Genomic DNA, 24,523 nt, shown 5'->3' with positions numbered 1-24,523 from the left:
AAGGAGCCGCCCGTGCACGAACACCACGTCCGCGTCCACCGCAGCGACGAGGAGCTCCCGCGACACGGGCAGCTCGCCCACGCGCTCGCCGAGGTCGCCGCCGATCCGGTCGAGATCGACGACGAGGTCGCCGAGATGGTGGTCAACCGGGTCATCGACAACGCCGCCGTCGCCACCGCGTCGCTCCTGCGCCGCCCGGTCGTCGCCGCCCGCGCGCAGGCTCTCGCGCACCCCGCCTCCATCGGCGGCCAGGGCTCGGTCGTCCTCGGCGTCGACCCGGCCCGCCGGGTCTCGCCCGAGTGGGCGGCCTGGGCCAACGGAGTCGCCGTGCGCGAGCTCGACTACCACGACACGTTCCTGGCGGCCGAGTACTCGCACCCGGGCGACAACATCCCTCCGCTGATCGCCGTCGCCCAGCACGCGGGCATCGGCGGGGCGCAGCTCGTCCGCGGCATCGTCACCGGCTACGAGGTCCAGGTCGACCTGGTGCGCGCGATCAGCCTGCACCGGCACAAGATCGACCACGTCGCGCATCTCGGCCCCTCGGCCGCGGCCGGGATCGGCACGCTGCTCGGCCTCGACGTCGCGACGATCGAGCAGGCCGTCGCGCAGGCCCTGCACACGACGACCGCCACGCGGCAGTCGCGCAAGGGCGAGATCTCGAGCTGGAAGGCGTACGCGCCGGCCTTCGCGGGGAAGATGGCGATCGAGGCGGTCGACCGGGCTATGCGCGGCGAGACCAGCCCGTCGCCGATCTACGAGGGCGAGGACGGCGTCATCGCCTGGATGCTCGACGGCGCCGACGCGAGCTACGACGTCCCGCTGCCCGACCGCGGCGAGGCCAAGCGCGCGATCCTCGACACGTACACGAAGGAGCACTCGGCCGAGTACCAGGCGCAGGCGCTGATCGACCTCGCCCGCCGCCTGCACCGCACGCACCCCGAGGCCGCCGATCCCGAGCGCGTCGAGCGGATCGTCCTGCACACCTCGCACCACACGCACTTCGTGATCGGCTCGGGCGCGAACGACCCGCAGAAGTACGACCCGGCCGCGTCCCGCGAGACGCTGGACCACTCCGTGCCGTACATCTTCACGGTGGCGCTGCAGGACGGCGCCTGGCACCACGTGCACAGCTACGCCCCCGAGCGGGCCGCCCGCGCCGACACCATCGCGCTCTGGCACCGGGTCACGACGCAGGAGGACGCGGAGTGGACGCGCCGCTACCACTCCACCGATCCGGGCGAGAAGGCGTTCGGCGCGCGCGTCGAGATCCTGATGACGGACGGCACGACGATCGTCGACGAGATCGCGGTGGCGGACGCGCATCCGCTGGGCGCGCATCCGTTCAGCCGCGAGCAGTACGTGTCGAAGTTCCGCACGCTCGCCGCCGACGTGCTCGAGGAGTCCGAGATCGAGCGCTTCCTCGACCTCGCGCAGCGCCTGCCCGAGCTGACCCCGGAGGAGGTCGGCCGCCTCAGCGTGATCGCCGCTCCCGGCGTCCTCGCCTCGATCGAGCCCCCGCGCGGCCTGTTCTGATCCCTCCGCGGGAGGGTCGTCCGCACGCACGGTGACGCGCGCACGGACGGCCTCCCGCGGCGGGGAGCGCCGTCGTCAGGCGGTCTGCTCGGCGACCCAGTCCTGGATCTCGGCGATGAAGCGCCGGCGCGAGAAGACCCGGGTGCGAGCCCGGAAGGCGTCGACGTCGAGCGCGAGCGCACGCCGCAGCAGGTCGCTCCAGTCGGGATCGCCCTCGAGGTCGGCGATGACGCCCCCGCCGGCGAGGGACACGCTCTCGCGCACTCCGCCGATGTCGGTCCCGATGACCGGCGTCCCGCAGGCCATCGCCTCGACGGGCATGATCCCGAAGTCCTCGACGGCGGGGAAGACGTACACGAGCGCCTGCGCGTAGAGCGCGCGGATCAGCTGGTCGGAGGGCGAGATGACGAAGGTCACGTCGGCCCGGATCTCCTCGGCGTAGGCGCGGAGCCGCGCCTCCCAGGGGCCGTGCCCGGCGATGACGACCGGGAGCCCGGTGCGGGCTCCGGCGTCCATGACCTTCTCGAGGCGCTTGTAGGGGACGAACCGCGAGGCGCCCAGGATGAACGGCCGGGCGAGCGAGTCGAGGAGGCGCAGCTCGTCGTCGTCGAGCGGGGAGCGCCAGTCGGTGATCGTCGAGAGCAGCTCGGTGTTCACCGGCGGGTAGATGACCCGCGACGGCTGGTGCCACGCGTCGCGCACCCGCTGCCCGGTGAAGAGGCTGTTCACGGCGATGGAGGAGGCCTCGGCGGCGCGGAGGCGGTCGATCGGCTTGAGGAGCAGGCTCGCGGTGCGGGCGGCGAGGCTGCTGCCGCGGCCGTCGCGGTCGGGCTCCCAGATGTAGCGGGCCGGGGTGTGCGCGTAGACGAGCTTGCGGGTCGGTCCGCTGGTGCGGACGTGGTGGGCGAAGAGGTGCGAGCTGACCAGCACCCACTCGCGGGAGGCGCCGACCGGGAGCCGCCACGTGGGCAGCATCGCCGGCAGGGCGAGGACCTTGTGGCGGCGCAGCGGCGTGCGCGCCAGCCAGGACTCCGAGACGGGCCTGCCGACGACCTCGGCGCAGTCGCTCCAGAGGACGCGGACGTCGGCGTCGGCGAAGGCCTCGGTCATAGCCTCGAGCACGCGCTCGGCGCCTCCGCGGCGCTCGACCCACTCGTGCACGATCAGGCCGGAACCGACCGGCGGGACGGATCGGGAACGGGTGGTCGCGTCGATGACGGCAGTGATGATGGGCCCCTTCCCCCGGGCGTGCGGTGAGGATCGGGCGGCCATCCGGAGACGGGAGCGGCTCCGAATGCTTATCCGTCGTCGGTGACCGATCAGCAGTGCAGTAGAAGCTAACCGGCTCGTGGAGAAGGAATCGAAAGGCGAGTACGAGTCGTCGCAGAACGACGGGGAAAGGAGAGTCCGATAATCCGGATAAGCCGCGAGCGGAATGGCGAGGATCGTCTGGAATGCGTCGCGGAGGCGCTATTCCCTCGGAGATCACAACGATGGAGGAGAGTCGCGGAGAAGAAGAAGTCACTCTTTCAGTGACTCCGTGCCGGAAGGATCAGGAGACGCCGATGCGCTGCAGGGTCTGCCACCGCCACTGGTCGCGGACGCCCTCGCGGACGGTGCGCACCGCCCGCCAGCCCAGCTCCCGCTCGGCGCGCGCCGGGTCGGCCCAGCTCGCGGCGAGGTCGCCCGGCCGGCGCCCCACGGCCCGCCACCGGACCGTCTCCCCGCTCGCCCGCTCGACCTCGTCGATCAGCTCGAGGACGCTCGTCGGCGAGCCCGTGCCGAGGTTGTAGACCCGGTGCCCGGGCCGCGCGCGCTCGAGCGCCGCGACGTGCCCGGCCGCGAGATCGCAGACGTGGATGTAGTCGCGCAGCCCCGTGCCGTCGGGGGTCGGGTAGTCGTCGCCGAGGACGTCGACGCACCGGGAGGGGTCGCCCGCGGCCCGCGTCAGCACGGGCAGGAGGCTCCCCGGCGCCGTGGCCGGATCCTCGCCGATCCGCCCCGACGGGTGCGCGCCGATGGGATTGAAGTAGCGGAGGCTGACCCCGCGCAGGAGGGGATCGGCGCGCGCGGCGTCGCCGAGGATCTCCTCGATCACGCGCTTGGTCGCGCCGTAGGGGCTCGCCGCGCTGAGCCCGGCGGGGGAGTCCTCCCCGACCGGCATCGCGCCGCCCGGGCTGTAGACGGCCGCCGAGCTCGAGAACACGACGGTGCGGATCCCCGCCTCCGCTGCGACCGAGAACGCCGCGGTGGCGAGCCCGACGTTGACCGTCCAGTACTCGAGGGGCCGCCGCACCGAGTCGCCGACCGACTTGAGCCCGGCGAGCAGGACCAGGGCGTCGACCGGGCCGTGGGCGGCGAGGAAGCGGGTCAGTGCGGCCGTGTCGCGCGCGTCGGCGATCAGGCGGGGGACCACCGAGCCGGTCAGCTCCTCCACCGTGTCGAGGGTCCGCTCGCTCGCGTGCGAGAGGTCGTCCACGACCAGCACCTCGTGGCCGCTCTCGAGGAGCGCGACGGCGGTGTGGCTCCCGATGTAGCCCGCTCCGCCCACCAGAAGGACCCGCATGCGGGGGAGCCTAGATCGGCTCCCGCACGGCGTCGGCGCCGCTGCCGGGCCCGCGGGTCCGTCGATCCGCGCCGCCGTCACCCGTGCGCGGGACGCCCTCTGCCGCGGTCGTAGCCCGCGATCGCTGCGGACTCGACGGCGAGCGCGACCAGCTTCTCGCCGACCGGGCGGGGCACCACTCCGAGCGCGGCGTCCGCGAATCCCGCGACCAGTGCCGTCCGCCGCTCGCTCCCGCCGCGGGCCAGGAGGCGCACGGCCGCGTCCCACGCGCCGGCTGCGGGCACCGCCTCCCGCACCTGCTCGGGGTGCAGCCGCTCGAAGGTGCGGCGGGCCGCCCCCGAGAGGAACGCGCGCCGGCTGCGGACCGCCGCCGAGACGGAGGCGCCGTGGTGCAGGGCCTCGGCGCCGGGCTCGATCCGCACCGGCACTCCCAGGCGGTGCAGCCGGTAGCCCCAGTCGACGTCCTCCCAGCCGTACTCGCGGTAGTCGGTGCTGTAGCCGCCGACCCGGTCGTACGTCGCCCGCGTCACCGAGACGTTGCCGCCCCAGTAGCGCCAGGAGGCGTCGGGGCCCGCCGCGTAGGCGCCGCGGCGGAAGCGCTCGCCGGCGGGCCGGCCGTAGGCGCGGGAGTAGGCGGTGCCCGGATCGACGTCGGGGCAGAGGCCGACGACGCCGACGACCGCGTCCCGGTGGGCCCCGACGTGCGCGGCGGCCCAGCCCGGGCCGGGCTCGAGGTCGTCGTCGCAGCGGATCAGCACGTCGCCCCGCGCGGCGTCGAAGCCGGCGGTGAGCGCGGCGGAGCGCCCCCGGTTCTCGGGGAGCACGACGCGGCGCACGGGCACGGGGGAGGCGTCGAGGGCGCGCTCGCTGGCATCGACGACGCCGTCGAGGACCACGACCACGTCGAGGTCGCGGTGGGTCTGAGCCGCGAGGGCGGCGAGGAGGCGGGGCAGGCGGGCCGCACCCGCGTAGCTGGGGACGACGACGCTCGCGACGCTCATCGGGACTCCTCGCCGCGCGGGCTGCTCTCGACCAGGAGCAGCTCCTCCAGCCCGCTCAGCACGCGCGCCAGGTCGTCGGCGATGGCGCCGGGATCGGTGGCGTGGAGGCGGGCGAGCCGGTCGGCCAGGCCGGAGAAGTCCTGCGGCTCGTCGTCGAGCGCCCGCCAGGTCGCGGCCACGCTCTCGCGCAGCGCGTAGGGGCTGCCCATCGGGGAGACGTCCAGCGGGAGCACCAGGATGCGCCCGTTCAGATCGACGGAGGCCGTGTCCGGGCGGCGCCGCCAGAGAAGGAGCCGGGGGTCCTCTGCCATCTTCTCCGCGTCCTCTCCGCTGATCACCGCCAGTGCGAGTAGAAATCCGCCAGCGCCTCTTATCGCGACGCCTCTCTCGCTATGTTTGCCGCCGACGCGCCAAGGGGTGTACGTCGAGCGACAGCACCGGAGGGCCGCCAATGTCGGAGTCTAATCCGCTCGCATCCAGCGATATCAGCGATAAGAGCGAGAAGAAGAGCGCGAATTCCGCGGGCGTCTTCGCACGGCGGACGGTCGTGGCCGGAGCGGTCTGGTCGGTGCCCGCGGTGATGCTGGCGCAGTCCGCCTCCGCTGTCTCGATCAGCTGCTTCCCGGTGGGGACGGTCTTCCAGGCGGTCGCCCGCGGACGCCTCCTCAGCGGCTTCCTCGGCGGCGTGAACCTCGACACCGTCGCCGGCGTCGCGGGCGTGACGGCGGTCGCTCCCGACCAGGGCAATCCGGCCGTCGTGACCGGCGGCGTCGACGCCACGGTGCTGAACACGATCGCCGTGAACGCGACCGGGCTGACCGGCACGCTCTCCTCCCTCCTCACGCTGGCGGCTCCCGCCGGCGTCGGCACCCTCAACCAGTACGCGTCGGCGAACACGAACGGCACCGTCCGCGGCGCCTCCGGCGCGATCACGGACGCGGGCCAGCTGGCGCTCGACTCGACGGCGGGGAGCTTCCCCGACTTCGGGACGGTGAACCTCCGGGCGATCCTCGCGGCGTCCGGCGGCGCGGGAGTGGCCGCTCTGCTCACCAACGTGACGGACCTGACCCTGCGGATCGGCGCCCTGACCGGTCGCGCGTCCCTCCAGTCGGCCTGCGTGCCCGGGTCGGACAACCTGCAGCGCGACTACCAGGTCGGCCGCCTGGACCTGGTGCTGACCTCGCCGACGCTGACCGCGATCACGAGCGCGATCAACACCTTGCTGAGCGACGTGCTCGATCTCTCGGTCTTCGGGCTCACCGTGACGGTTGACGGAGCCGCGGTCCTAGCGGGAAGCCTGCCGGGTGGAACGCAGCCGATCCAGGCTCAGCTGTCGGCGAGCCCGGCGACGATCACGATCGACCTCTTCTCCCTGCTCGGTGGAGCACCGGGTCAGGGGACGACCTCGCCCTACGTCAACGGCCTTCCGCCGAACTCGACCCTCTTCGTCGACAACAGCCTCCGGGTTCCAGGGACGGCGGCGTCGTCCTTCACGAGTGCTCTTCTCGCTTCGCTGAGGACGCGTCTCGGGAATCTCATCCTCATCAACGGTACGCCGCTGGTCTCGAGTGCTCTCGGGGGGGCTGTTCAAACCGTGGTGAACCTCGCTCTCACGGCCCTGACGCCGCTGCTCGCGACGCTGCAGAACGCGGTCCTCACCCCGGTCTTCACCGCGCTGCGGGACGTCATCCAGATCGACGTCAACGCGCAGAACCGCTCGACCAACCCGACCGGGCCCGCCGCCCTCGAGGCGCTCCCCGTCGGCCGCTACGACGTCGCGGCGCTCTACATCCGCGCGGTGGGGCTCGTGAACCTGCTCGACCTGTTCATCGCCCGCGGCTCCGTCGGGCCGAACGTCCGCACGGGCTAGCCGCGCGCTCGGCGGCGTCAGGCGCCGCGGACCACGAGGCCGTGCTCGACCATCGCGTCGAGCACGGCCTCGACGTGCGCCCGGGGGTCGCCCGCGGGCGGGGCGCCGTGCTCGGCGACGACGGCCCCGGTCAGCGCGTCGACCGTCGCGGGCGTCCCGAGAGCGCGCCACAGCACCGGGCCGATCCCGGTCAGCGTCTCGACCCGCTCGTCGAGGAGGCAGCTGACCACTCCGTCGCGCTCGACCCACTCGACGCCGGCGGCGCGCGCGAGCAGCCCCGGGCCGGGCGCCGCCGCATCGGCCTCGGGCGCGTCGGCGACGACCGGCGACGGCTCCCCGATCCGCTCGAGGAGGGGCAGCACCGTCTCCGCCTCGCGGTAGCGGAGCACCTGCGCCCCGCCGACGGAGTCGAGCAGCCCGGCGAGGTGGTGCAGCGCCGCGGGCAGCCGTGCGAAGTGGCTCAGCTCGGGCAGCAGCACCGAGAGCGCATCGTCGAAGGCGATCGGCTCGAGCCGGGGCTCCGCCGGGCCGGAGGGGTCGCGGGCGATCAGGAGCAGGGCGGCCAGGCGCAGCGGACCGTCCGGCAGCGGCTGCAGGCCCATCGCGGCGGGGGAGCGGTGCCGCTTCCAGTCGCCGCCGTCGAGGAGGGCGACGGGCTTCCGGAACGGCAGCACCCGCCCGTCGCGGCGGACGGCGAGCGTCTCGTCGGTCACGTACCCGTACCGCCGAGCGGCGAGGCTCACGAGGGTCGACTTCCCGGCACCGGGCCGGCCGACGAACGCGACGACGCGGCCGTCGGTCAGGGCGACCGCGGAGGCGTGCACGCTGAGCAGCCGGCCCTCGCAGGCGTCGGCCGCCGCGAGGGTGAGCGCGGCGCCGATGTGCTCGGCGAGGGCGTCCTCGGTCGGCTGCGCGATCACTCCCGGCTCCCCGACCGGCTCGGTCAGCGACACCCGGTACTCGGAGCCCGGGCGATCGGCGTCGTCGTCCACGTCGTTCCACGACTCCTCCACCTCCGTCACGAAGCGGTCGGGGACGGTGTCGTCGAAGGTGAAGCGCACGCCGAGCCCGAAGGGGGCGCGGATCAGCCGGCGGGTCATGTCAGGTCCTGTCCGTCCGTCGGAGGTGGTCCCACGCGAGCGGAGCCGTGCGGGCGCCGCGGCGCAGCCGCCGCCACCAGCCGGCCGCCACGTCGATCCGGCGCGGGCCGATGGCGGGGTCGGCGGCACGCAGGGCGTGGGGAGCGGGGAAGACGGCGCGGGCGAGGAGCAGCGGCCGCTGCCGCCAGCCGGCCGCGCGCACGGCCTGCACCCACCCCGCGGAGGCGTGGGGCGAGCTCGCGTTGATCCGCCACGCCCGCAGCTCGGCCACGGGCACCTCCCCGGCGCGCGCGCGGATGCCGAGCGCGTCGAGGAAGGGCTGCGCGGTCTGGACGGCGCCGAGCTCCTCCGCAGCCGCCCGGAGCGGAGCGTGCAGCTCCGCGCGGGCGGCCACCGCCTCGACGAGCAGGTCGTAGTCGGAGGGCCGCGTGAGGCGCGGGTCGGTGATCTGCCAGGCGTCGCGGAGCGCGTGCAGCGCCAGCACGAGCGCCGAGTCGGCGACGCTGGCGGTCGCGACCGGACGGCCGGCCAGCTCCACGATCCGGTGCCGGCTCCACAGCGCCTCGAAGGCGTCGCGCGGCGGCACGAGGAATCCCGGCCACCGCCAGTGCACGTCGATGTCGACCGGCCACGCGGCGTGCCGGTAGGAGCGCGAGTGCTTGGCCGCGAGCGTCGGTCCGTCCGGCCAGGGCCGCTCGGTCCAGCCGTCGGCGGCCAGGAGGGCCAGGATCCGGGGCAGGTCGTCGGGGGCGACCAGCAGGTCGACGTCGCCGGAGGTGCGGGGCGGCCGGAGCCGGTCGGCGGCGGCGGTCGGTCCCTTGAGCACGAGTGCGCGCAGGCCCGCCGCGTCGGCCCGCCGGTGGACGAACGCCGACACGAGCGGCACGGCCTCGTCGGCCCAGAGAACGCCCACGAGCTCCATCCGGTCAGTATTCCAGCGCTCCTGCGGCCCGCGGAGCCCGGCCGGGGGCGGTGGAGCGGAGCGCTCGTCTCGGTGAGGATGGGCCCGCGGGCCGCGGGGGCGCCGCACGGAGGCGGGCGGGGCGGCGGATGATCCACGGGGGAGCGGGCGGCGCCGGGCGGCCTCCGGTGGCGCTCGCGACCAACAACGGCGACATCGGCGGCGGCGAGGTGATGCTGCTGAGCATCGCGGAGGCGCTCGAGGCGCTCGAGGTCCCGGTCGTGGTCGTCGGCCCCTCGGAGCCGCGTGCGCTCGTCGCCGCCGCCCTCGCCGCCGGCCACCGGGTCGTCGAGCTCGAGGCCGCGGGCAGACCCGCCTGGATGCGCGCGCTGCGGCGCTGGGACGCCTCCTCCCGCGAGGGCGTGCTGTGGTGCAACGGGCTGGTGCCGGCCGTCGCGACCGCAGGGCGTCCGCGGCGGATCGTGCACCTGCACCAGCGCCCGTCCGGCCTGCAGCGGATACTCGCGCCCGTGGCCCGCCGCGGCGCGCTGGCGACCCTCGTCCCCTCTCGCTACCTCGCGGGGGTCGTCCCCGGGTCGACCGTGCTGCCGAACTGGAGCCGCCGCGTCGACCTGCCGGAGGCGCGGCCGCGGGAGGACGGGACGACCGTCCTCGGCTTCCTCGGGCGTCCCTCGCTCGCGAAGGGGGTGCGGGTCCTCACCGAGGCGCTGGCGCTGCTGGAGGCCGGGGAACCGGGCGCGTATCGCCTGGTGCTGGCGGGCGAGCCCCGGTTCGTGGCGGAGCGGGAGCGTCGCGAGGTGGAGGCGGCCCTCGCTCCGGTCGCCGCTCTGGTGGACCGGCCGGGGTGGATCGAGCCCGGCGACCTCTTCGCGCGGATCGACCTCCTGGTGGTGCCGTCGGTGCAGCCGGAGTCGTTCGGCCTGGTCGTGACGGAGGCGATGTCGGCCGGCGTCCCCGTGGTGGTGAGCGATGCCGGTGCGCTCCCCGAGGTCGTCGGCCCGTCGATCGACGCCACGTTCCGAGCCGGGGATCCGCGGGCTCTGGCCGAGCTGATCAGAGCCCGGAAGAAGAGAGGACTATCGGAGTCGCGGGAGAGGGATCGTGTCCGCTGGAACGATTCCTACTCGCCGTCCTCCGGGAAGTCGGCTATCGACGGACTTCTGGCGCGGATGGCCCTCTCCGATGATTCCTGATCCTCCCGCCAGGAGACCGATCCGCTTTCCGGGGAATGCCGCGGCGAGCCTCTCCTCCTCCCTCCGGAAAGGACGACGATGACCCGCGAACCGGAAGTCCTCAGAGTGCTCGGACTGTTCCTCAAGCACCCGTCCCTGCGCCTGGCTCCGGGCGAGCCCTTCGCCCGCGGGAGGCTGCCGTACCGGGCCGACCTCCTCCGGGACGACTCGACGCGGCTCCTCGTCCCCGGTCACGCGTCTCGGCCCGCGCACGTGAAGCTGCGCGACGTCGTGGAGCACCGCACGGGGCTGAACGTGGACACGCAGCTGCGCGCACTCCGGGCGGTCCGCTCGGCCGACGCGGTGCTCTGCGTCCTCGAGCCGGAGGCGGGCCTCCCCGCGCTGCTCCGGCGCGCGCGGCTCGGGCCGTACGGCCGCACGCCGCTCGTGGTCCTCTCCTGCTGGTGGGCGGAGGAGCTGCTCACCGGCTCGCCGGAGCGGCGGCTACAGGTGGTCCGGCTGCTCCAGGGGGTCGACCGGATCATCGTGCTCAGCGAGAACCAGCGCGAGGTCTTCGCCCGCCACGGCGTCGACGAGCGGCGGATCGCACCGGTGCTCTTCGGGGTCGACTCCGACTACTACCGGCCCGTTTCGCCGCGTCCGAAGCGGTTCGAGGTGCTCGCCGTCGGGGTCGACCGCGGGCGCGACTTCGACTCGCTGGTCGCCGCCGCCGAGCGCCTGCCGCACCGGCGGTTCGACATCGTGACCACTCCTGCGCGGCGGCCGTCCCGGGCGCTGCCGGCCAACGTCGTCCTGCACGATCCCGTCCCGGTCGGTCGGCACCGCGACAACCTGCGCGACGCCGAGCTCGTCGTCGTCACCAGCCACGACCTCGCCTACCCGACGGGCCAGAGCGTCCTGCTGGAGGCCTCCGGCTGCGGGACCTGCACGGCGGTCACCGCGAGCGCCGCGATGGCCGGCTACGTCCGCGACGGCGAGACGTCCTTCGCGCTGCCCCTGCACGATCCGGCGGGGATCGCGGCGGTGCTGGAGGCGGTGCTGAGCGACGACGGGAAGAGGGCCGAGGTCGCCCGCGCGGGCCGGGAGCGGGTGCTGGCCGAGCTGAACGCGCGGCACATGTGGGCGGGCGTGCGCGCCATCCTCCGCGACGCGGTCCGCGAGCGCGGCCGCGCCTGAGCGGCGGTCGGCCGGGGCCGCACCGGGCGAGCTCCGTCGCACAGGGAAGGGCCCGCCGACCGGGACCTCCGCGCCCCGGACCCGCGGATCCGCGCCGGATCGGGCGGACGCGGGAGGCGCTACTCCGGCGGCAGAGCGCGAGCGCGGGCGGACTGCTCCGCGAGCAGAGCGAGACCCGCGCCGATCACGACGAACGAGATCGGGGCGAAGAACACCTCGCCCAGCTGCGTCGCACACAGCAGCACCAGGATGCTCGCCGCGCCGACCGCGTGCCCCGGGCGGCTCCCGGCCCCGGCGGCCGTGGTCGCGAAGCCGGCCACGAGCACGGTGCCGATGACGCCGACGAGCAGCACGACGCCGCCCTCGGCCATCAGCGCCAGGTAGGAGTTGTGGAAGAACCAGTCGATCCCGTCGACCCGCGCGGTCGCCTGGCCGAGCCCGGAGCCGGTCCACGGCGAGAGCGCCGCCTTGTCGACCGAGGCGTCGAGGATGCGGGCGCGCAGGGCGTCGGAGCCGGCCCGCTCCACCCCGTAGTCGCCGGCCGTCGCCAGGTTCCGCTCGGCCCAGAGGAACAGCAGGACGAGGCCGCCGCCGAGGAGCGCGCGGAAGAGCAGGCGCAGGTGCGGCGCCGCGACGAGCCACACGAGCGCGCAGGCGTAGGCCGCCATGGACGTGCGGGAGTCGGTGGCGACGACCGCGGCGGCCCCGAGCGCGAGCACGCCGGCCCGCAGCCACAGCCGCGAGCTGAGCGCCGAGACCAGCAGTGCCGCCGCTCCGTAGACGAGACCGGCCACGTTCTTGTCCTGGAGGAAGCCGGTCAGGGCGCCCTGGTAGCTGTCCGGGGCGAGTCCCGCGACGAAAAGCACGGCGTTCAGCGACAGGGCCGCGGCGAGTCCTTTGAGCCCCGAGACCACGTCGATCCGCCCGCTCGCGAGGAAGCCCGCGGCGAGCATGACGAGCGCGATGTTCGCCGCCCGGCGCAGGGCGTCGAGGCCGTCGAAGGACGAGCCGGCGAGGACGAAGGCGAGCAGGGCGAGGCACAGCCACGGGTACCAGGCGGCCCGTCCGAGACGGCGGGTGGGCCGCCGGAAGAGGCTGACGAGGACCAGGGCGGCCAGCGCCGTCTGGGCCAGCGGGACGCTCCCCGGGAGGAAGGGGGTGGGGAGCCGGTAGACCAGGAGGCCCATCAGGACGGCATCGAGTATCCGAGCGGAATGTGCTATCGGAAAGGCCTCGTGAACGAGCGGGGAACGCCTCTCGACGACGATCTCTCCCCGTGGCGCGGACATGTCGTCATCCTCGCAGAAAGGGCCTCCCGAGGGGTCGGGGACCGCCTAGGGAAAGGCGCTCCGCATTGCTAGCGTGACCGACACCTCAGCATCGTCGTGCGGCGCATGCGCGGCACGCAGAAAGGTGCGCAGTGACTGTCGTCGATCTCATCGCATTCATCCGGCGGAACTGGCGGACCCTCGTGGTCGCCGTGCTCGTCGGAGCTCTGGCGATGGCCGCCTTCTCGTTCCTCACTCCGAAGGTCTACGAGTCGAGCTCGGCCGGATTCGTGATCGCCGCGAGCGACGGCAGCTCGGCCGATGCGATCAGCGGGTCGCAGACCGCGGTGACCCGGGCGAACGCCTACCTGCCGCTGATCTCGAGCAGCGCCGTCTCCGAGCGGATCGAGGCCGACCCGGAGGCGAACCCCGGCGGGGAGGCCCTGAGCGGCCGCCTCACCGCGAGGGTCGCTCCGGGCAGCACCCTGATCGAGGTCACCGCCGAGGCCGGGACCGCGCAGAACGCCGCAGCACTGGCCAACGGGGCGCTCGCGGCGCTGGCGGCCGTCATCACCGACATCGAGACGCAGTCCACCGCCGACCGCACACCGCAGATCACCGTCGTCCCGCTCGAGAACGCGGAGCCGCCCGCCGCTCCGACGAGCCCCGACTGGGTGCGGAACATCCTGCTCGGCGCCCTGGGCGGGCTCGTTCTCGGCTTCGGTCTCGCCTTCCTCCGCCGGGCCCTCGACATCCGCGTGCGGACCGTCGACGACCTCACCGAGCTCTTCGGCGTCGGCGTCCTCGGCCGCATCCCCAAGGCCGGACGCCCGGGCCGGACCGGCGGCCGCCGCGGCACCGACGCGCTCACCGCGGAGGCGTTCCGCTCGCTCCGGACGGGCCTGCGCTTCTCCAGCGTCGACGAGGAGACGCGCAGCGTCGTGATCACCAGCGCCAACCAGGCCGAGGGCAAGTCCACGATCGCCGCCGGACTGGCCCGCGTCACCGCGGAGTCCGGGCAGCGCACCCTCCTGGTCGACGCGGACCTCCGCCGGCCCTCCGTGGCGCGGATGCTGGACATCGACGGCGCCATCGGCCTCAGCGAGGTCCTCAGCCACCAGATCCCCGTGGACGACGCGATCCGCCCCACCGGCACGGCGGGCCTCTACGCCCTCCCGGCCGGCCACATCCCGCCCAACCCGTCCGAGATGCTCGGCTCCGAGGCGATGCGCGCCCTGGTCGCGCGCCTCTCGAAGGACTACTTCGTCATCATCGACGCCCCGCCCGTGCTGCCCGTCACCGACGCCTCCATCGTCGCGACCGTCGTCGACGGCGTCGTCTTCGTCGTCGCCTCGAACCAGACGCGCCGGCCCGAGGTGGTCGCCGCCCGGCGGATCGTCCAGCAGGTCCGCGCCCGCGTGCTCGGCACCGTGCTCAACATGGTCACCGCCCGCGACGGCGACACCGGGTACTACTACTACGACCGCAAGAACGCGTACTACGCCGAGCCGCAGCCGGCGACGGGGCGCAAGCGCGCGGCGGCGGCACCGCGCCGGTCCGAGCTCGCCCCGGTGGAGTCGCGGGCCCTGCCTCCGCAGACGTCCCGCCGGGCGGCTCGATGAGCGGGCGCCTGCTCCTGCTCTGCCATGCGAACGTGGCACGGTCGCCCTCGGCCGAGCTGATCGCGGCGCGCCTGCTCGGCGCCGGCTCCGACTGGCGGGTCGAGAGCGCGGGAACGCACGCGGAGGCCGGCCGCGGGCTCGACCCCGAGCTCAGCGATGCGCTGCGGGCCCGCGGACTCTCCACGGCCGGGCACCGCGCGCGCCAGGCCGACGGCCGGATGCTCGCCGGCACCGATCCCGTGCTGGTGTTCGAGGCGGGCCAGCGGGAGTGGGTCACCCGCCACTTCCCGGCCGCCGCGCGCCGCACCACCACGGTCCGCCGGGCGGCGCGGCTGGCGGGAGCCGCCCCCGGCGTCCCGCTCCTGCGGCTGCTCGCCGATGACACCGCCCCCTACGGAGCCGAGGACGACTTCGCCGACCCGTTCGGGCGCGGACCGGACGTCGCCGCGGCGGCCGTCGAGGACATCGACGCCCTGCTCCGGGTGATCCTCCCCGCTCTCGGCGCTCTGCCCGTCGGCGCGGAGCCCCCGGCCGCCACCGTCCGGAGCACCCGCCGCTCGCTCCGCCGGGACCGCGCCGCCGAGACGGTCGCGAGGTGACCGCCGAGGGGGTGAGCGTCGTGATCCCGCACTACGGCGACCCCGCGCCCGCGCTCGCCCTCGTCGAGCGGCTCCGCAGCCAGGAGTCGCCCCCCGCCCTCGAGATCGTCGTCGTCGACGACGCCTCCCCTATCCCGTTCCCGGCCGGGATCGACGGAGTGGAGGTCGTGCTGCGCGAGCGGAACGGCGGCTTCGGCGCCGCGGTGAACACGGGCGCCGCCCGGGCGCGCCACCCGCTGCTCCTGGTGCTCAACAGCGACCTCGTCGTCGGACCCTCCTTCCTCCGCGACCTGCTCGAGGCGGGACGGCCGTGGCTGCCCGCGGTCGTCGCTCCGGACCTCGTCGACGCGGGCGGGGAGCGGCAGTGGGTCGGCCGGCGCTTCCCGCGGCTGCACCACTACGTCGTGGAGTGGCTCACTCCGCTCGCGCGCTGGCGCCCGCGGCTGCACGCGGCCGTCGGCCACGACACCCGGTGCGCCCCGGGCGCGACGGTGCCGGTGGACTGGGTGGTGGGCGCCGTGATGCTGCTGCCGGTGGCCGAGTTCCGCGCGGTCGGCGGGTTCGACGAGTCCTTCCACATGAACTGCGAGGAGGTCGACCTCCAGCGTCGGCTGCGCGAGCGCGGCGTGCCCTCGGTCTTCGCCGGCTCCGTCGTCGCCGAGCACACGGGAGGCGGCTCCTCCGACCCCGCGCGCCGGCTGATCTGGCTGGTCGCCTCGCGCCTGCGCTACGCCCGCAAGTGGGGCGGACGCCCCGCCGCCCTCGCCGCGGCCCTGCGCGCCGCCTCCGCCGTGAACCTCGCCGCCAACGCGGTGCGCGCCGCCGCCGGCAGCGACGTGCGCCCGCTGGCCGTCCTCCAGCGCGAGCTCCGGCTCGTCGCCGCCGCCGAGGCGGCGTCCCGGTGAGCGGGCCCGTGCTCGTGGTGAGCCCGGTCTTCCACGGCTACTGGGAGGCGCTCGAGTCGGCGCTGGCCCACCTGGGCGACGACGTGGTCGTCCACCGCTACGACGCCGCGACCGGGCTGGCCCACGTGCGCGACGCGCTCGGCCACCGGCTCCCCGGGGGCCGGCTCCGGCGCTCGTCGATGCGCGCCGAGACCGACCGCGCGATCGCGGCGCTGCGCACCGTCCGGCCCCGGGCCGTCCTCGTGGTGAAGGGCGACTCCCTCGGCGACGCCTGGTGGGAGGAGGTCGGCCGTGCCGGCGTCCCCGTGGTGCTCTGGCTCTACGACGAGCTCCGCAACATGGGACACCCCGTGGACCGCCTGCGCTCCCTCGCCGGGGAGGCGGTGTCGATCGTCAGCTACTCCGCCGCCGACGTCGCCGAGCTCGCCCGCGCGGGGGTTCCGGCCGGGCACCTGCCCGACGCCTTCGACTCCCTCCTCTCCTTCCGCCCCCGCCCCTCCGCCGCGGTGACCTTCGTCGGCGCCCGCTACCCCGAGCGCGAGCGCGTGCTGCGGGAGCTCGCGGCCGGCGGTGTCGCGGTCGAGGCGTACGGGCGGCAGTGGTCGCGGCACCCCTGGGACGTGGCGCGCACCGGCCGCTGGCGCTCGGCCGGCGTCCCCGCCCGCCGCGACGTCCCGCGGGCGGGCTACTACGGAGTGATGGCCGGCTCGACCGCGACCCTGGCGCTGCACGGCGCGGGCCACGGCGGGCTCTCGATGCGCGCCTTCGAGGCGCCGGGCGTCGGGGCGCTGACCCTGATCGACCGGCCCGAGGTGGCGGAGTTCTACGAGGTGGGCAGCGAGGTGCTCGTCTTCGAGGAGCGGGACCAGCTCGTCGAGCACGTGCGGCGGGCGGGCGCGGACCCCTCGTGGGCGCGGCGCATCCGCGAGGCGGGCGCGCGCCGCACGGGCGCCGAGCACACCTTCGTGCACCGGATGCGGGAGGTGAGGGCCCTGTGGCGCTGACGCACCCGACCGACCTGGAGGCCTGGCGTCGCTGGCAGCGCGGCCGCGACCCGCTGCGCACCGCCCGGGCGGCGCTGCGGCGCTCCGAGCCGACCCGCCTGGTGCTGCACGTGCGCGGCGACCGGCCCGCCGTCCTGCTCGCGGTGGAGGCGTCGACGGCGAGCGCCCTCGCCTCGACCGCGGCCTCGCTCGCTCCTCTCGGCGGGACTCCCGCGGCGGTCCTCGCTCCCTCCGGAGCCGGCGACGCGCTGTCCGGGCTGCTGCCGGGCCGCTGGAGGGCGCACCCGGTCGACCCGGAGGCGGACCCGCCCGCCGAGCTGCGGAGCCTCCGCGCCGTGATCGCCACCGGCCACTTCCTCGCGGCGGGAGCGGCCGCCCACCGCTGGTCCGCGATCCTCGGCGCCCGCTTCCTGGTCGTGCAGCACGGCCTGCTCACCCCCTCCGCCCCGCCGCTCCCGCCCGGAGCGACGCTGCTGGCGTTCTCGGAGGAGGACGCGGCCTTCTGGACCTCCGGCCGCAGCGACGTGGAGACCGAGGTCGTCGGCAGCCAGCTGCTCTGGACCGCGTCGCGCCGCCCGCGCCCCGAGCGGCTCGAGGAGCGGCCCCTGTTCCTCGGCCAGCTGCACGGCGCGGAGCTGCCCCGGCGGACGGCCGCGGCCACCGCCTCCCGCTTCTGCCGCGAGGCGGGCGCCGACTACCGCCCCCACCCCGCCGAGGTCGACCGCCGCTCGCGCTGGCAGCACGCGCGGTGGGAGCGCCGCGGCATCCGGGTGCTCCGCGGCGGCGACCTCGCCGCGCAGGCCCGGCCGGTCGCCTCGATCTTCTCGACCGGGGTCCTCGAGGCCGCGGCCGCCGGGATCCCCGCGTGGGTCGTCTGCGAGGACCCGCCCGCCTGGGTGCTCGAGTTCTGGAGCCGGTACCGGCTCGCGCGCTGGGGCGGGGAGACGCCGACCGCGGCTCCGCCCGTCCCGTCCGTCGAGCCGGCCGTCGCCGTCGCCCGCCGGGCACTCGCCATCGCCGAAGGAGGCACCCCGTGACCGTTCTCTGCGTCATCCCCGTGCGCGGGGGCTCGAAGGGCATACCGCGCAAGAACGCCCGCCCCGTCGCGGGCCGCCCGCTGGTGGTCTGGAGCATCGAGCAGGCGCTCGCCGCCGGTCTCGACGTGCTCGTGTCGACCGACGACCCCGAGCTGGCCGCGATCGCGGAGGGGGCGGGAGCGGACGTGCCGTTCCTCCGGCCCGCCGAGCTGGCGCGCGACGAGACGGCGACCGAGCCCGTCGTGCTCCACGCGATCGAGCACCGGGCCGCACTGGGCCGCCGCCCGGACGCGGTGATGCTCCTCCAGGCGACCTCGCCGATCCGGCTCCCGGGCACCCTCGCCCGCGCGCTCGAGCAGTTCGCCTCGACGGGGGTCGACTCGCTGGTGGGCGTCGTCCCGCAGACGCCGTTCCTCTGGCGCCTGCAGGAGGGCGCCTCCGTGCCGCAGTACGACGTCACGGCCCGGCCGCGGCGCCAGGACCTCGCCGAGGCCGACTTCTTCTACCGGGAGACCGGGTCCCTCTACCTCACCCGCACCGAGGTCTACGAGCGCGAGCGCAACCGGATCGGCGGCCGGGTCGGCCTGTTCGTCATGGACGAGGCGGAGGGCGGGGACATCGACACCGAGGCGGACCTCGCGGTGGTCGAGCAGACCCTCCTCGGCCTCGCGGCGGGAGGCGGCGCATGATCATCGACCGGCACCTCGCCCCGTTCATCGTCTTCGCCGAGGACCCGGTGCTCACCGCGCTGGCCAAGATCAACGCGAACAAGCAGCGGATCGTCTTCTGCGTCGACGGGCACGGGATCCTCCGCGGGTCGGTGTCCGACGGCGACTTCCGCCGCTGGATCATCGCGAACCCGACGGCCTCCCTCGACGTCCCGGCCCTCGCCGTCGCGAACACCGCCGTCCGCACGGCGGGAGCGGACGAGCCGGCCACCGCGATCGCCGCCCGGCTCGGCCGCGACGGGATCAGCCACCTCCCGCTCGTCGACGACCGCGGGCACCTCGTCGCGATCGCGGTCGAGGGCGATCGGGCGCTGCGGATCGGCCGCCACGAGGTGGGCGACGGCCACCCGGCCTTCCTGATCGCGGAGATCGGCAACAACCACAACGGCTCGGTCGATCTGGCGCGGCGGCTGGTCGACCTCGCGGTCGAGGCGGGAGCCGACGCGGTGAAGTTCCAGCTGCGCGACCTCGACTCCCTCTACCGGCGCGCCGGCGGGGCCACCGCGGGGGAGGACCTCGGCGCCCAGTACACGATCGACCTCCTGCGCCGCTTCTCGCTGCCCGCCGAGCCGCTCCTCCGGGTCTTCGACCACGCGGCCGAGGCCGGGATCGACGTCCTCTGCACCCCGTGGGACGCCCCGAGCGTGCAGGCGCTCGTCGACTACGGGATCCCGGGTCTCAAGATCGCCTCGGCGGACCTCACCAACCACGGCCTGATCGAGGACGCCGGCACCCGGGGGCTGCCCCTGCTGCTCAGCACCGGGATGTCCCGCGAGTCCGAGATCCTCGAGTCGGTCGCGCTGCTGCGCTCGCTCGGCACCTCCTTCGCCCTGCTGCACACCCAGTCGACGTACCCGGCGCCCTACCGCGACCTCAACCTCGCCTACCTCGACCGGCTCGCCGAGATCGGCGGCGGCGTCGTCGGCTACTCCGGCCACGAGCGGGGCTGGCACGTCCCCGTCGCCGCCGTCGCCCGCGGGGCCCGCATCGTCGAGAAGCACTTCACGGTCGACCGGGGGATGGAGGGCAACGACCACACGGTGTCCCTGCTCCCGGACGAGTTCCGCCGCATGGTCGGCGAGATCCGCGACATCGAGGACTCGCTCGGCACGCGCGACGCCCGATCGGTCTCGACGGGGGAGTCGATGAACCGCGTCTCGCTCGCGAAGTCGCTGGTCGCCTCCCGCGACCTCTCGATCGGGGACGTGGTGCGCGCCGCCGACGTCGTCGTCCGCAGCCCCGGCCGGGGCCTCCAGCCCAACGAGCTGCCGCAGCTGCTCGGCCGCGCGCTCCACCGCGACGTCGAGGAGGGCGGGTTCTTCTTCGCCGGCGACCTGCGCGAGAGCACGCCGTCCGGCCGGCCGTTCCGGTTCCGCCGCCCCTGGGGCCTGCCGGTGCGGTACCACGACCACGCGGCGCTCGCCGCGGAGTCGAACGCCGACTTCCTCGAGTTCCACTTCTCGTACCGCGACCTGGAGATCGAGCCGGACGACGTGTTCACCCGCCGCCTCGACTCCGGCTTCACCACCCACCTGCCGGACCTGTTCGCGGGCGACTTCCTCGTCGACCTCGCCTCCTTCGACGACGACGTGTGGGAGCGCTCGATCGCGGAGGTGCAGCGCACCGTCGAGACCACCCGGAGCCTCGCGCGCTGGTTCCGCCAGGAGGAGGACCCGATGATGGTCGTCACGATGGGCGGCTTCACCCGCCACGCGCACGTGGCTCCGGATCAGCGCGCTCCCCTCTACGAGCGCGTCGCCGACGCCCTCGAGCGCATCGACACGAGCGGCGTCCGCGTGCTGGCGCAGACCCTCCCGCCCTACCCGTGGCTCATGGGCGGGCAGCAGTTCCACAACCTCTTCGTGGACCCGCGCGACACCGCGGAGTTCGCGGCCGCGACCGGCACGCCGCTCTGCCTCGACGCCTCGCACACCAAGCTCGCGGCGAACCACCTCGGGCTCGCCTTCTCGGAGGCGGTGGCGCTGCTCGCTCCGCTCAGCGCGCACCTGCACCTCGTCGACGCGACGGGTGTCGACGGCGAGGGGGTGCAGATCGGCGAGGGCGAGATCGACTGGCCGGACTTCGCGGCGTCGCTCGACGAGCTGGCGCCCGGGGTGCCGTTCATCCCCGAGATCTGGCAGGGGCACGTCAACAGCGGCGAGGGCTTCTGGACCGCGCTCGAGCGGCTGGAGAAGTGGCTGTGACCCCGCTCGCGCTCTGGGCGGTGCCGGTCGGCGAGTTCGGCGGGGTGGCCCGCCACGTCCTCGACGCCGCCCGGCACGGGATCCCCGGCCACCGGCTCGTCGTGCTCTGCCCGGAGGGAGCGCTCGCCGAGCGGCTGCGGGAGCAGGGCTCGGCCGTGACGACCGGGCGCTTCGGAGTGTCCGCCGGTGCCGCCGCCTCCGTGGCGACCCTGCGCGCGACCGCGGCGGCTCTCCGCCCGGCGGTCGTCCACTCCCACCTCGCCCACGCCGACCTCGTGACCGCGGCGACCCCGCTGCCCCGCGGGGTCCGCCGCGTCACGACGGAGCACGGCATCGCCGGGCCCGACGTCTACCACCGCACCGCACTGCGGGCGCGGACGACCGCGGTGGCGCACCACGCGCGGCTGCGGTCCTTCGACGGCGCGATCGCCGTCTCGGAGGCCACCCGCCGCACCATGATCGAGAAGTGGCGGCCGAGCCTGCCGGTGCAGGTCGTGCTCAACGGAGTCGACGCCGCGCCCCGCGACCGCGAGCCGGGGGAGCCGGGCTCCCTCCGGGTCCTCTCGCTCGCGCGCCTGGCGCCGGAGAAGCGCCTCGACGCGCTGCTCGAGGCCTTCGCGGTGCTGCACCGGCGCGTCCCCGGCGCCACGCTGACCGTCGCCGGCGAGGGTCCGCTCGACGGCGCCCTGCGCGCCCGGGCCGAGCGGCTCGGCCTCGGCGACGCCGTGTCGTTCCCCGGCTTCGCCGATCCGGAGGCGGCGCTCGCCGCGGCGGACGTCGTCGCCCAGCTCTCGGTCTGGGAGAACTGCTCCTACACGCTGCTCGACGCGGCCGCCCGCGGGATCGGCGTGGTCGCCTCCGCGGTGGGCGGGAACCCCGAGATCGTCGAGCGGGACTCGCTGGTCGACGCCGACGACCCGGAGGCGGTGGCCGCGGCGCTGGAGCGGCAGGCGTCGAGAGCCGCGGCTCCTCGCGCCGTGCGGGACGTCGCCGCCATGTGCGGCGGGATCGCCGCCGTGTACGAGGGGGTGGCGGCGTGAGCGGCGGGTCCCTGCGACCGGGACTGCGCACCCTCCTCTCGCTGGCCGGTGCCGCCTCTCCGGGCTGGATCACCGCCGCCGTCGCGGGCTCCCTCGCGCTCGCGGTCCTCGACACCCTGGGCGTCGCCGCGATGGTGCCGCTCATGGCGCTGCTCACCGGGACCGACACCACCACGGGCGCGCTCGGCGTCCTCTCCGGCGTCCTCGGCTCGACGGACGTCCAGACCCTCCTCCCGATCATCGCCGGCTTCGTCGCGGTCGTCTTCGTGCTCAAGAGCGCCGGGACGATCGTCTTCCGGTGGTGGCTGCTCGGCCGCACCACGCGGATATCGGCCGACGCTGCGACGGAGCTGCTCCGGCGGTACGTCCTCGCGCCCTACGCCGTCCACCGCTCCCGGCGCCTCGCCGAGGTGTACCGGACCATCAACGACGCCAGCGCGCAGGCGGCCGGCGTGCTCCTCGGCGTGATCGGCATCGCCTCCGACCTGCTGGTGCTCGTCGCGATCGTGGCGATCCTGCTGGTCGCCTCGCCGGTCGCGACCCTGTTCGCGGCCGTCTTCTTCGCGGTGCTGCTCGGCGGCGTCCAGGCGCTCCTGCGGCGGCGGCAGGGCCGGATCGGCGAGGAGATGGCGGAGGCCGCGCTGGAGTCGTGGCAGTTCCTGCTCCCCTCGCTCGACGGGTTCCGCGAGGCGCGCCTGACCTCGAGCGCGGCGAGCCTGGTCGCCGGCTTCAGCGGGGCCAAGCGCCGCAGCGCCCAGGCTCTGCGCTCCCTCTCGCTCGTCTCGGAGCTGCCGAAGTACCTGCTCGAGATCGGCTTCGTCGTCGCCGTCGTGGGCGTCTCGGGGATCCTCGTCGCCACCGGCTCCGGCGCCGAGGCGCTCTCCGTCCTGGGCGTCTTCGCGGCCGCCTCCCTCCGCGCCCTGCCGACGCTCAACCGCGTCTCGGCCACGTTCGCGATCGTGCGCAGCGGGCAGGCGGGGCTGCGGATCGTCTCCGAGGCGGCCGAGGAGCTCGCCTCCGAGGGGGCGCACGACGAGACGCCCGGGCCGGGCGGCCGCTACTCCGGCGACATCGCGCTCGAGCACGTCACGTACCGCTACGCCGACTCCGACGTGGACGTGGTGCGGGACGTCTCGCTGGTGATCCAGCGGAACGCCACGACCGCCTTCGTCGGATCCAGCGGCGCCGGCAAGAGCACCCTCCTCGACCTGGTCCTCGGCCTGCTCCCGCCCACGAGCGGCCGGATCCTCTGCGGCGGGCGGCCGATCGACGAGGACCCCGCGGCCTGGTACGCGGGGCTCGGCGTGGTGCCGCAGGACGTGTTCCTCCTGGACGCGACCGTCGCCGCGAACGTCGCCTTCGGGGTCCCGGCGGCCGAGGTCGATCACGAGCGCGTGCGCGAGGTGCTGCGGACGGCGCAGCTCGAGGAGTTCGTCGGCGGGCTGCCGCAGGGTCTGGACACCCGCGTGGGCGAGCGCGGCGTCCGCCTCTCCGGCGGCCAGCGCCAGCGGCTCGGCCTCGCCCGGGCGCTGTACCGGCGCCCCTCCGTCCTCGTCCTCGACGAGGCGACCTCGGCGCTCGACAACCGCACGGAGCACGAGATCTCGCGTGCCGTCGCCGAGCTGCACGGCAGCATGACCGTCCTCGTGGTCGCCCACCGGCTCTCGACCGTGCGCGGCGCCGACCGGCTGCTCTTCCTCGACGGCGGCCGGATCGAGGGGGCCGGCACCTTCGAGGAGGTGCGGGCCGCGCACCCCGGCTTCGCCCAGCTCGTAGCGCTCGGAGAGCTCTCGTGAGCGGGGGAGGCCCGCGGTGGTGACGCTCGGCGACGTCCGCTCGGCGCTGCTGGCGCCCCTCCGCCGACGGGGCACGACGGTGCTGCTGCCCGGCGAGTCGTTCGGGGTCGGGAACCTCGCCTACTTCTGGCTGCAGGCCCACGCCCGCCGGGGCCGCGGGGTGCCGACCGCGGTGCGCGCGACGCGGAGGACCGCGGAGTGGGCGGAGGTCTTCCCGCGGGTCCTCGAGGAGCTCGTGGTGCCCCCGGCGGAGATGTCGTTCTTCAGCCCCCGCGAGCTCGGGAGCGTCCACCAGGAGCTCGGCGTGGAGTTCACGACGGATGAGCTGGCGGACTTCGTCGCGACGATGCTGCTCCCGCCCGGCGGCCCGTTCACCGCTCTCGCGGCGGCGGCGCGATCGGAGGCGGACCTCACCGTGAACATCCGGCGCGGCGACTACTACAGCGTCCCGGCCTTCCGCGGCCGCTACTCCTTCGACGTGGTCGAGTACGTCGACGCGGCGCTCGCCCTGGCCCGCGAGCGGGAGCCCGTGCGCAGCGTCCTGATCGTGTCGGACGACCTCGACTGGTGCCGGGTGAAGCTGGCCCGCGTCCTCGAGGGCGTCGAGGTGCGCTTCCCGGGGGCGGGGACGCCGGTGCCGCAGCAGCTCGCCCTGCTGGCCGCGTCCCGCCGCCTGGTGCTGACGAACTCGACCTTCTCGTACTGGGGCGCGCATCTCGGCGACCACGTGCACGGCGGCGCCGACGTGATCGCGCCGTGGTTCCACAGCCGCGCGTGGAACGGAGGGGCGGCGACGCAGCTCGACCCGCGCTGGCGGGTGGTCCGCGACCTCCCCGGCGGCTGGGACGGCTGACGCGGCGAGTCGGAGTCCGGCGGCTGCGCGGGGCTCGCGGGTACCGGCGGGGAGCTCGCGGGCCCCCCGCCAGGGCGGGTCGAGCTGCGTCGCCGCCCCTCCG

The 24,523-nt window shown here is 75.1% G+C and carries 21 protein-coding genes; 14 read left to right on the top strand and 7 right to left on the bottom strand.

Annotated features, from left to right (window positions below; all coding sequences use genetic code 11):
* Positions 1 to 12: 12 nt before the first annotated feature.
* Complete coding sequence (locus C5C25_RS14685) at positions 13 to 1,536, top strand: MmgE/PrpD family protein (RefSeq protein ID WP_104251037.1); 1,524 nt, start codon at positions 13 to 15, stop codon at positions 1,534 to 1,536.
* Between the two features lie 75 nt (positions 1,537 to 1,611).
* Here the strand turns inward: C5C25_RS14685 and C5C25_RS14680 are convergent, their stop codons facing one another.
* From C5C25_RS14680 to C5C25_RS14665, 4 genes are all read right to left on the bottom strand, one after another.
* Positions 1,612 to 2,808 (bottom strand): glycosyltransferase, encoded by a 1,197-nt coding sequence (locus tag C5C25_RS14680; RefSeq protein WP_104251036.1) that lies wholly within the window; start codon positions 2,806 to 2,808, stop codon positions 1,612 to 1,614.
* Positions 2,809 to 3,088: 280 nt separating this feature from the next.
* The gene (gene galE, locus C5C25_RS14675; protein WP_104251035.1) at positions 3,089 to 4,102 is read right to left on the bottom strand and encodes a UDP-glucose 4-epimerase GalE; all 1,014 of its coding nucleotides are present in this window, start codon (positions 4,100 to 4,102) and stop codon (positions 3,089 to 3,091) included.
* 77 nt (positions 4,103 to 4,179) lie between these two features.
* Positions 4,180 to 5,103: a glycosyltransferase family 2 protein gene (locus C5C25_RS14670; protein ID WP_104251034.1), complete on the bottom strand. Its 924-nt coding sequence runs from the start codon at positions 5,101 to 5,103 to the stop codon at positions 4,180 to 4,182.
* The gene (locus tag C5C25_RS14665) at positions 5,100 to 5,414 is read right to left on the bottom strand and encodes a hypothetical protein (protein ID WP_146079486.1); all 315 of its coding nucleotides are present in this window, start codon (positions 5,412 to 5,414) and stop codon (positions 5,100 to 5,102) included. The genes C5C25_RS14670 and C5C25_RS14665 overlap by 4 nt, the downstream gene beginning before the upstream one ends.
* A 140-nt stretch (positions 5,415 to 5,554) precedes the next feature.
* Here C5C25_RS14665 and C5C25_RS14660 point away from each other — a divergent pair, with 140 nt between their 5' ends.
* Positions 5,555 to 6,973: a choice-of-anchor G family protein gene (locus C5C25_RS14660; RefSeq protein WP_146079485.1), complete on the top strand. Its 1,419-nt coding sequence runs from the start codon at positions 5,555 to 5,557 to the stop codon at positions 6,971 to 6,973.
* Positions 6,974 to 6,990: 17 nt separating this feature from the next.
* Here C5C25_RS14660 and C5C25_RS14655 read toward each other — a convergent pair whose 3' ends face one another.
* Entirely contained in the window at positions 6,991 to 8,073 is a 1,083-nt protein-coding gene (locus tag C5C25_RS14655) for a PqqD family protein (RefSeq protein ID WP_104251031.1), read from the bottom strand.
* Position 8,074: 1 nt separating this feature from the next.
* Complete coding sequence (locus tag C5C25_RS14650) at positions 8,075 to 8,995, bottom strand: nucleotidyltransferase family protein (protein ID WP_104251030.1); 921 nt, start codon at positions 8,993 to 8,995, stop codon at positions 8,075 to 8,077.
* 128 nt (positions 8,996 to 9,123) lie between these two features.
* Here C5C25_RS14650 and C5C25_RS14645 point away from each other — a divergent pair, with 128 nt between their 5' ends.
* Both C5C25_RS14645 and C5C25_RS14640 read left to right on the top strand, forming a co-directional pair.
* Positions 9,124 to 10,188, top strand: coding sequence for a glycosyltransferase family 4 protein (locus C5C25_RS14645; RefSeq protein ID WP_104251029.1), 1,065 nt, complete (start codon positions 9,124 to 9,126; stop codon positions 10,186 to 10,188).
* 78 nt (positions 10,189 to 10,266) lie between these two features.
* The gene (locus tag C5C25_RS14640; protein ID WP_104251028.1) at positions 10,267 to 11,364 is read left to right on the top strand and encodes a glycosyltransferase family 4 protein; all 1,098 of its coding nucleotides are present in this window, start codon (positions 10,267 to 10,269) and stop codon (positions 11,362 to 11,364) included.
* Positions 11,365 to 11,483: 119 nt separating this feature from the next.
* On the opposite strand, the gene C5C25_RS14635 is transcribed toward C5C25_RS14640, so the two are convergent.
* Positions 11,484 to 12,551, bottom strand: coding sequence for an O-antigen ligase family protein (locus C5C25_RS14635; protein ID WP_104251027.1), 1,068 nt, complete (start codon positions 12,549 to 12,551; stop codon positions 11,484 to 11,486).
* A gap of 233 nt (positions 12,552 to 12,784) precedes the next feature.
* On the opposite strand from C5C25_RS14635, the gene C5C25_RS14630 reads away from it, so the two are divergent.
* From C5C25_RS14630 to C5C25_RS14585, 10 genes are read left to right on the top strand one after another with little or no spacing between them, the layout of a single operon-like run.
* Positions 12,785 to 14,254: a polysaccharide biosynthesis tyrosine autokinase gene (locus tag C5C25_RS14630; RefSeq protein ID WP_104233579.1), complete on the top strand. Its 1,470-nt coding sequence runs from the start codon at positions 12,785 to 12,787 to the stop codon at positions 14,252 to 14,254.
* On the top strand, positions 14,251 to 14,853 hold the full coding sequence (locus tag C5C25_RS14625; protein ID WP_104227202.1) for a hypothetical protein: 603 nt from the start codon (positions 14,251 to 14,253) through the stop codon (positions 14,851 to 14,853). Before C5C25_RS14630 ends, C5C25_RS14625 begins: the two co-directional genes overlap by 4 nt.
* Positions 14,850 to 15,758, top strand: a complete 909-nt coding sequence (locus C5C25_RS14620; protein WP_104251026.1) for a glycosyltransferase family 2 protein — start codon at positions 14,850 to 14,852, stop codon at positions 15,756 to 15,758. Before C5C25_RS14625 ends, C5C25_RS14620 begins: the two co-directional genes overlap by 4 nt.
* Positions 15,755 to 16,762, top strand: a complete 1,008-nt coding sequence (locus C5C25_RS14615) for a glycosyltransferase (protein ID WP_104251025.1) — start codon at positions 15,755 to 15,757, stop codon at positions 16,760 to 16,762. Before C5C25_RS14620 ends, C5C25_RS14615 begins: the two co-directional genes overlap by 4 nt.
* Positions 16,753 to 17,799, top strand: a complete 1,047-nt coding sequence (locus tag C5C25_RS14610; RefSeq protein ID WP_104251024.1) for a hypothetical protein — start codon at positions 16,753 to 16,755, stop codon at positions 17,797 to 17,799. The genes C5C25_RS14615 and C5C25_RS14610 overlap by 10 nt, the downstream gene beginning before the upstream one ends.
* A complete protein-coding gene (locus C5C25_RS14605; RefSeq protein WP_104251023.1) occupies positions 17,796 to 18,488 on the top strand; it encodes a cytidylyltransferase domain-containing protein in 693 nt (230 codons plus the stop codon). Before C5C25_RS14610 ends, C5C25_RS14605 begins: the two co-directional genes overlap by 4 nt.
* Positions 18,485 to 20,731 (top strand): N-acetylneuraminate synthase family protein, encoded by a 2,247-nt coding sequence (locus tag C5C25_RS14600; RefSeq protein ID WP_104251022.1) that lies wholly within the window; start codon positions 18,485 to 18,487, stop codon positions 20,729 to 20,731. The genes C5C25_RS14605 and C5C25_RS14600 overlap by 4 nt, the downstream gene beginning before the upstream one ends.
* Positions 20,728 to 21,771, top strand: a complete 1,044-nt coding sequence (locus tag C5C25_RS14595) for a glycosyltransferase family 4 protein (RefSeq protein WP_104251021.1) — start codon at positions 20,728 to 20,730, stop codon at positions 21,769 to 21,771. The genes C5C25_RS14600 and C5C25_RS14595 overlap by 4 nt, the downstream gene beginning before the upstream one ends.
* Positions 21,768 to 23,567, top strand: coding sequence for an ABC transporter ATP-binding protein (locus C5C25_RS14590; RefSeq protein WP_104224510.1), 1,800 nt, complete (start codon positions 21,768 to 21,770; stop codon positions 23,565 to 23,567). Before C5C25_RS14595 ends, C5C25_RS14590 begins: the two co-directional genes overlap by 4 nt.
* Before the next feature lie 19 nt (positions 23,568 to 23,586).
* Entirely contained in the window at positions 23,587 to 24,420 is an 834-nt protein-coding gene (locus C5C25_RS14585; RefSeq protein WP_146079484.1) for an alpha-1,2-fucosyltransferase, read from the top strand.
* Positions 24,421 to 24,523: the final 103 nt, after the last annotated feature.

The organism is Rathayibacter sp. AY2B9 (genome assembly GCF_002931595.1).
In the GTDB taxonomy this organism is placed as follows: Bacteria; Actinomycetota; Actinomycetes; order Actinomycetales; family Microbacteriaceae; genus Rathayibacter.
This window is presented reverse-complemented; position numbering and strand designations above follow the sequence as displayed.

Bases quoted from the DNA above. Each gene is read 5' to 3' on its own strand.
- C5C25_RS14680 (WP_104251036.1), bottom strand. From the start codon at position 2,808: ATGGCCGCCCGATCCTCACCGCACGCCCGGGGGAAGGGGCCCATCATC.
- galE (WP_104251035.1), bottom strand. From the start codon at position 4,102: ATGCGGGTCCTTCTGGTGGGCGGAGCGGGCTACATCGGGAGCCACACC.
- C5C25_RS14670 (WP_104251034.1), bottom strand. From the start codon at position 5,103: ATGAGCGTCGCGAGCGTCGTCGTCCCCAGCTACGCGGGTGCGGCCCGC.
- C5C25_RS14665 (WP_146079486.1), bottom strand. From the start codon at position 5,414: ATGGCAGAGGACCCCCGGCTCCTTCTCTGGCGGCGCCGCCCGGACACG.
- C5C25_RS14660 (WP_146079485.1), top strand. From the start codon at position 5,555: ATGTCGGAGTCTAATCCGCTCGCATCCAGCGATATCAGCGATAAGAGC.
- C5C25_RS14655 (WP_104251031.1), bottom strand. From the start codon at position 8,073: ATGACCCGCCGGCTGATCCGCGCCCCCTTCGGGCTCGGCGTGCGCTTC.
- C5C25_RS14650 (WP_104251030.1), bottom strand. From the start codon at position 8,995: ATGGAGCTCGTGGGCGTTCTCTGGGCCGACGAGGCCGTGCCGCTCGTG.
- C5C25_RS14645 (WP_104251029.1), top strand. From the start codon at position 9,124: ATGATCCACGGGGGAGCGGGCGGCGCCGGGCGGCCTCCGGTGGCGCTC.
- C5C25_RS14640 (WP_104251028.1), top strand. From the start codon at position 10,267: ATGACCCGCGAACCGGAAGTCCTCAGAGTGCTCGGACTGTTCCTCAAG.
- C5C25_RS14635 (WP_104251027.1), bottom strand. From the start codon at position 12,551: ATGGGCCTCCTGGTCTACCGGCTCCCCACCCCCTTCCTCCCGGGGAGC.
- C5C25_RS14625 (WP_104227202.1), top strand. From the start codon at position 14,251: ATGAGCGGGCGCCTGCTCCTGCTCTGCCATGCGAACGTGGCACGGTCG.
- C5C25_RS14600 (WP_104251022.1), top strand. From the start codon at position 18,485: ATGATCATCGACCGGCACCTCGCCCCGTTCATCGTCTTCGCCGAGGAC.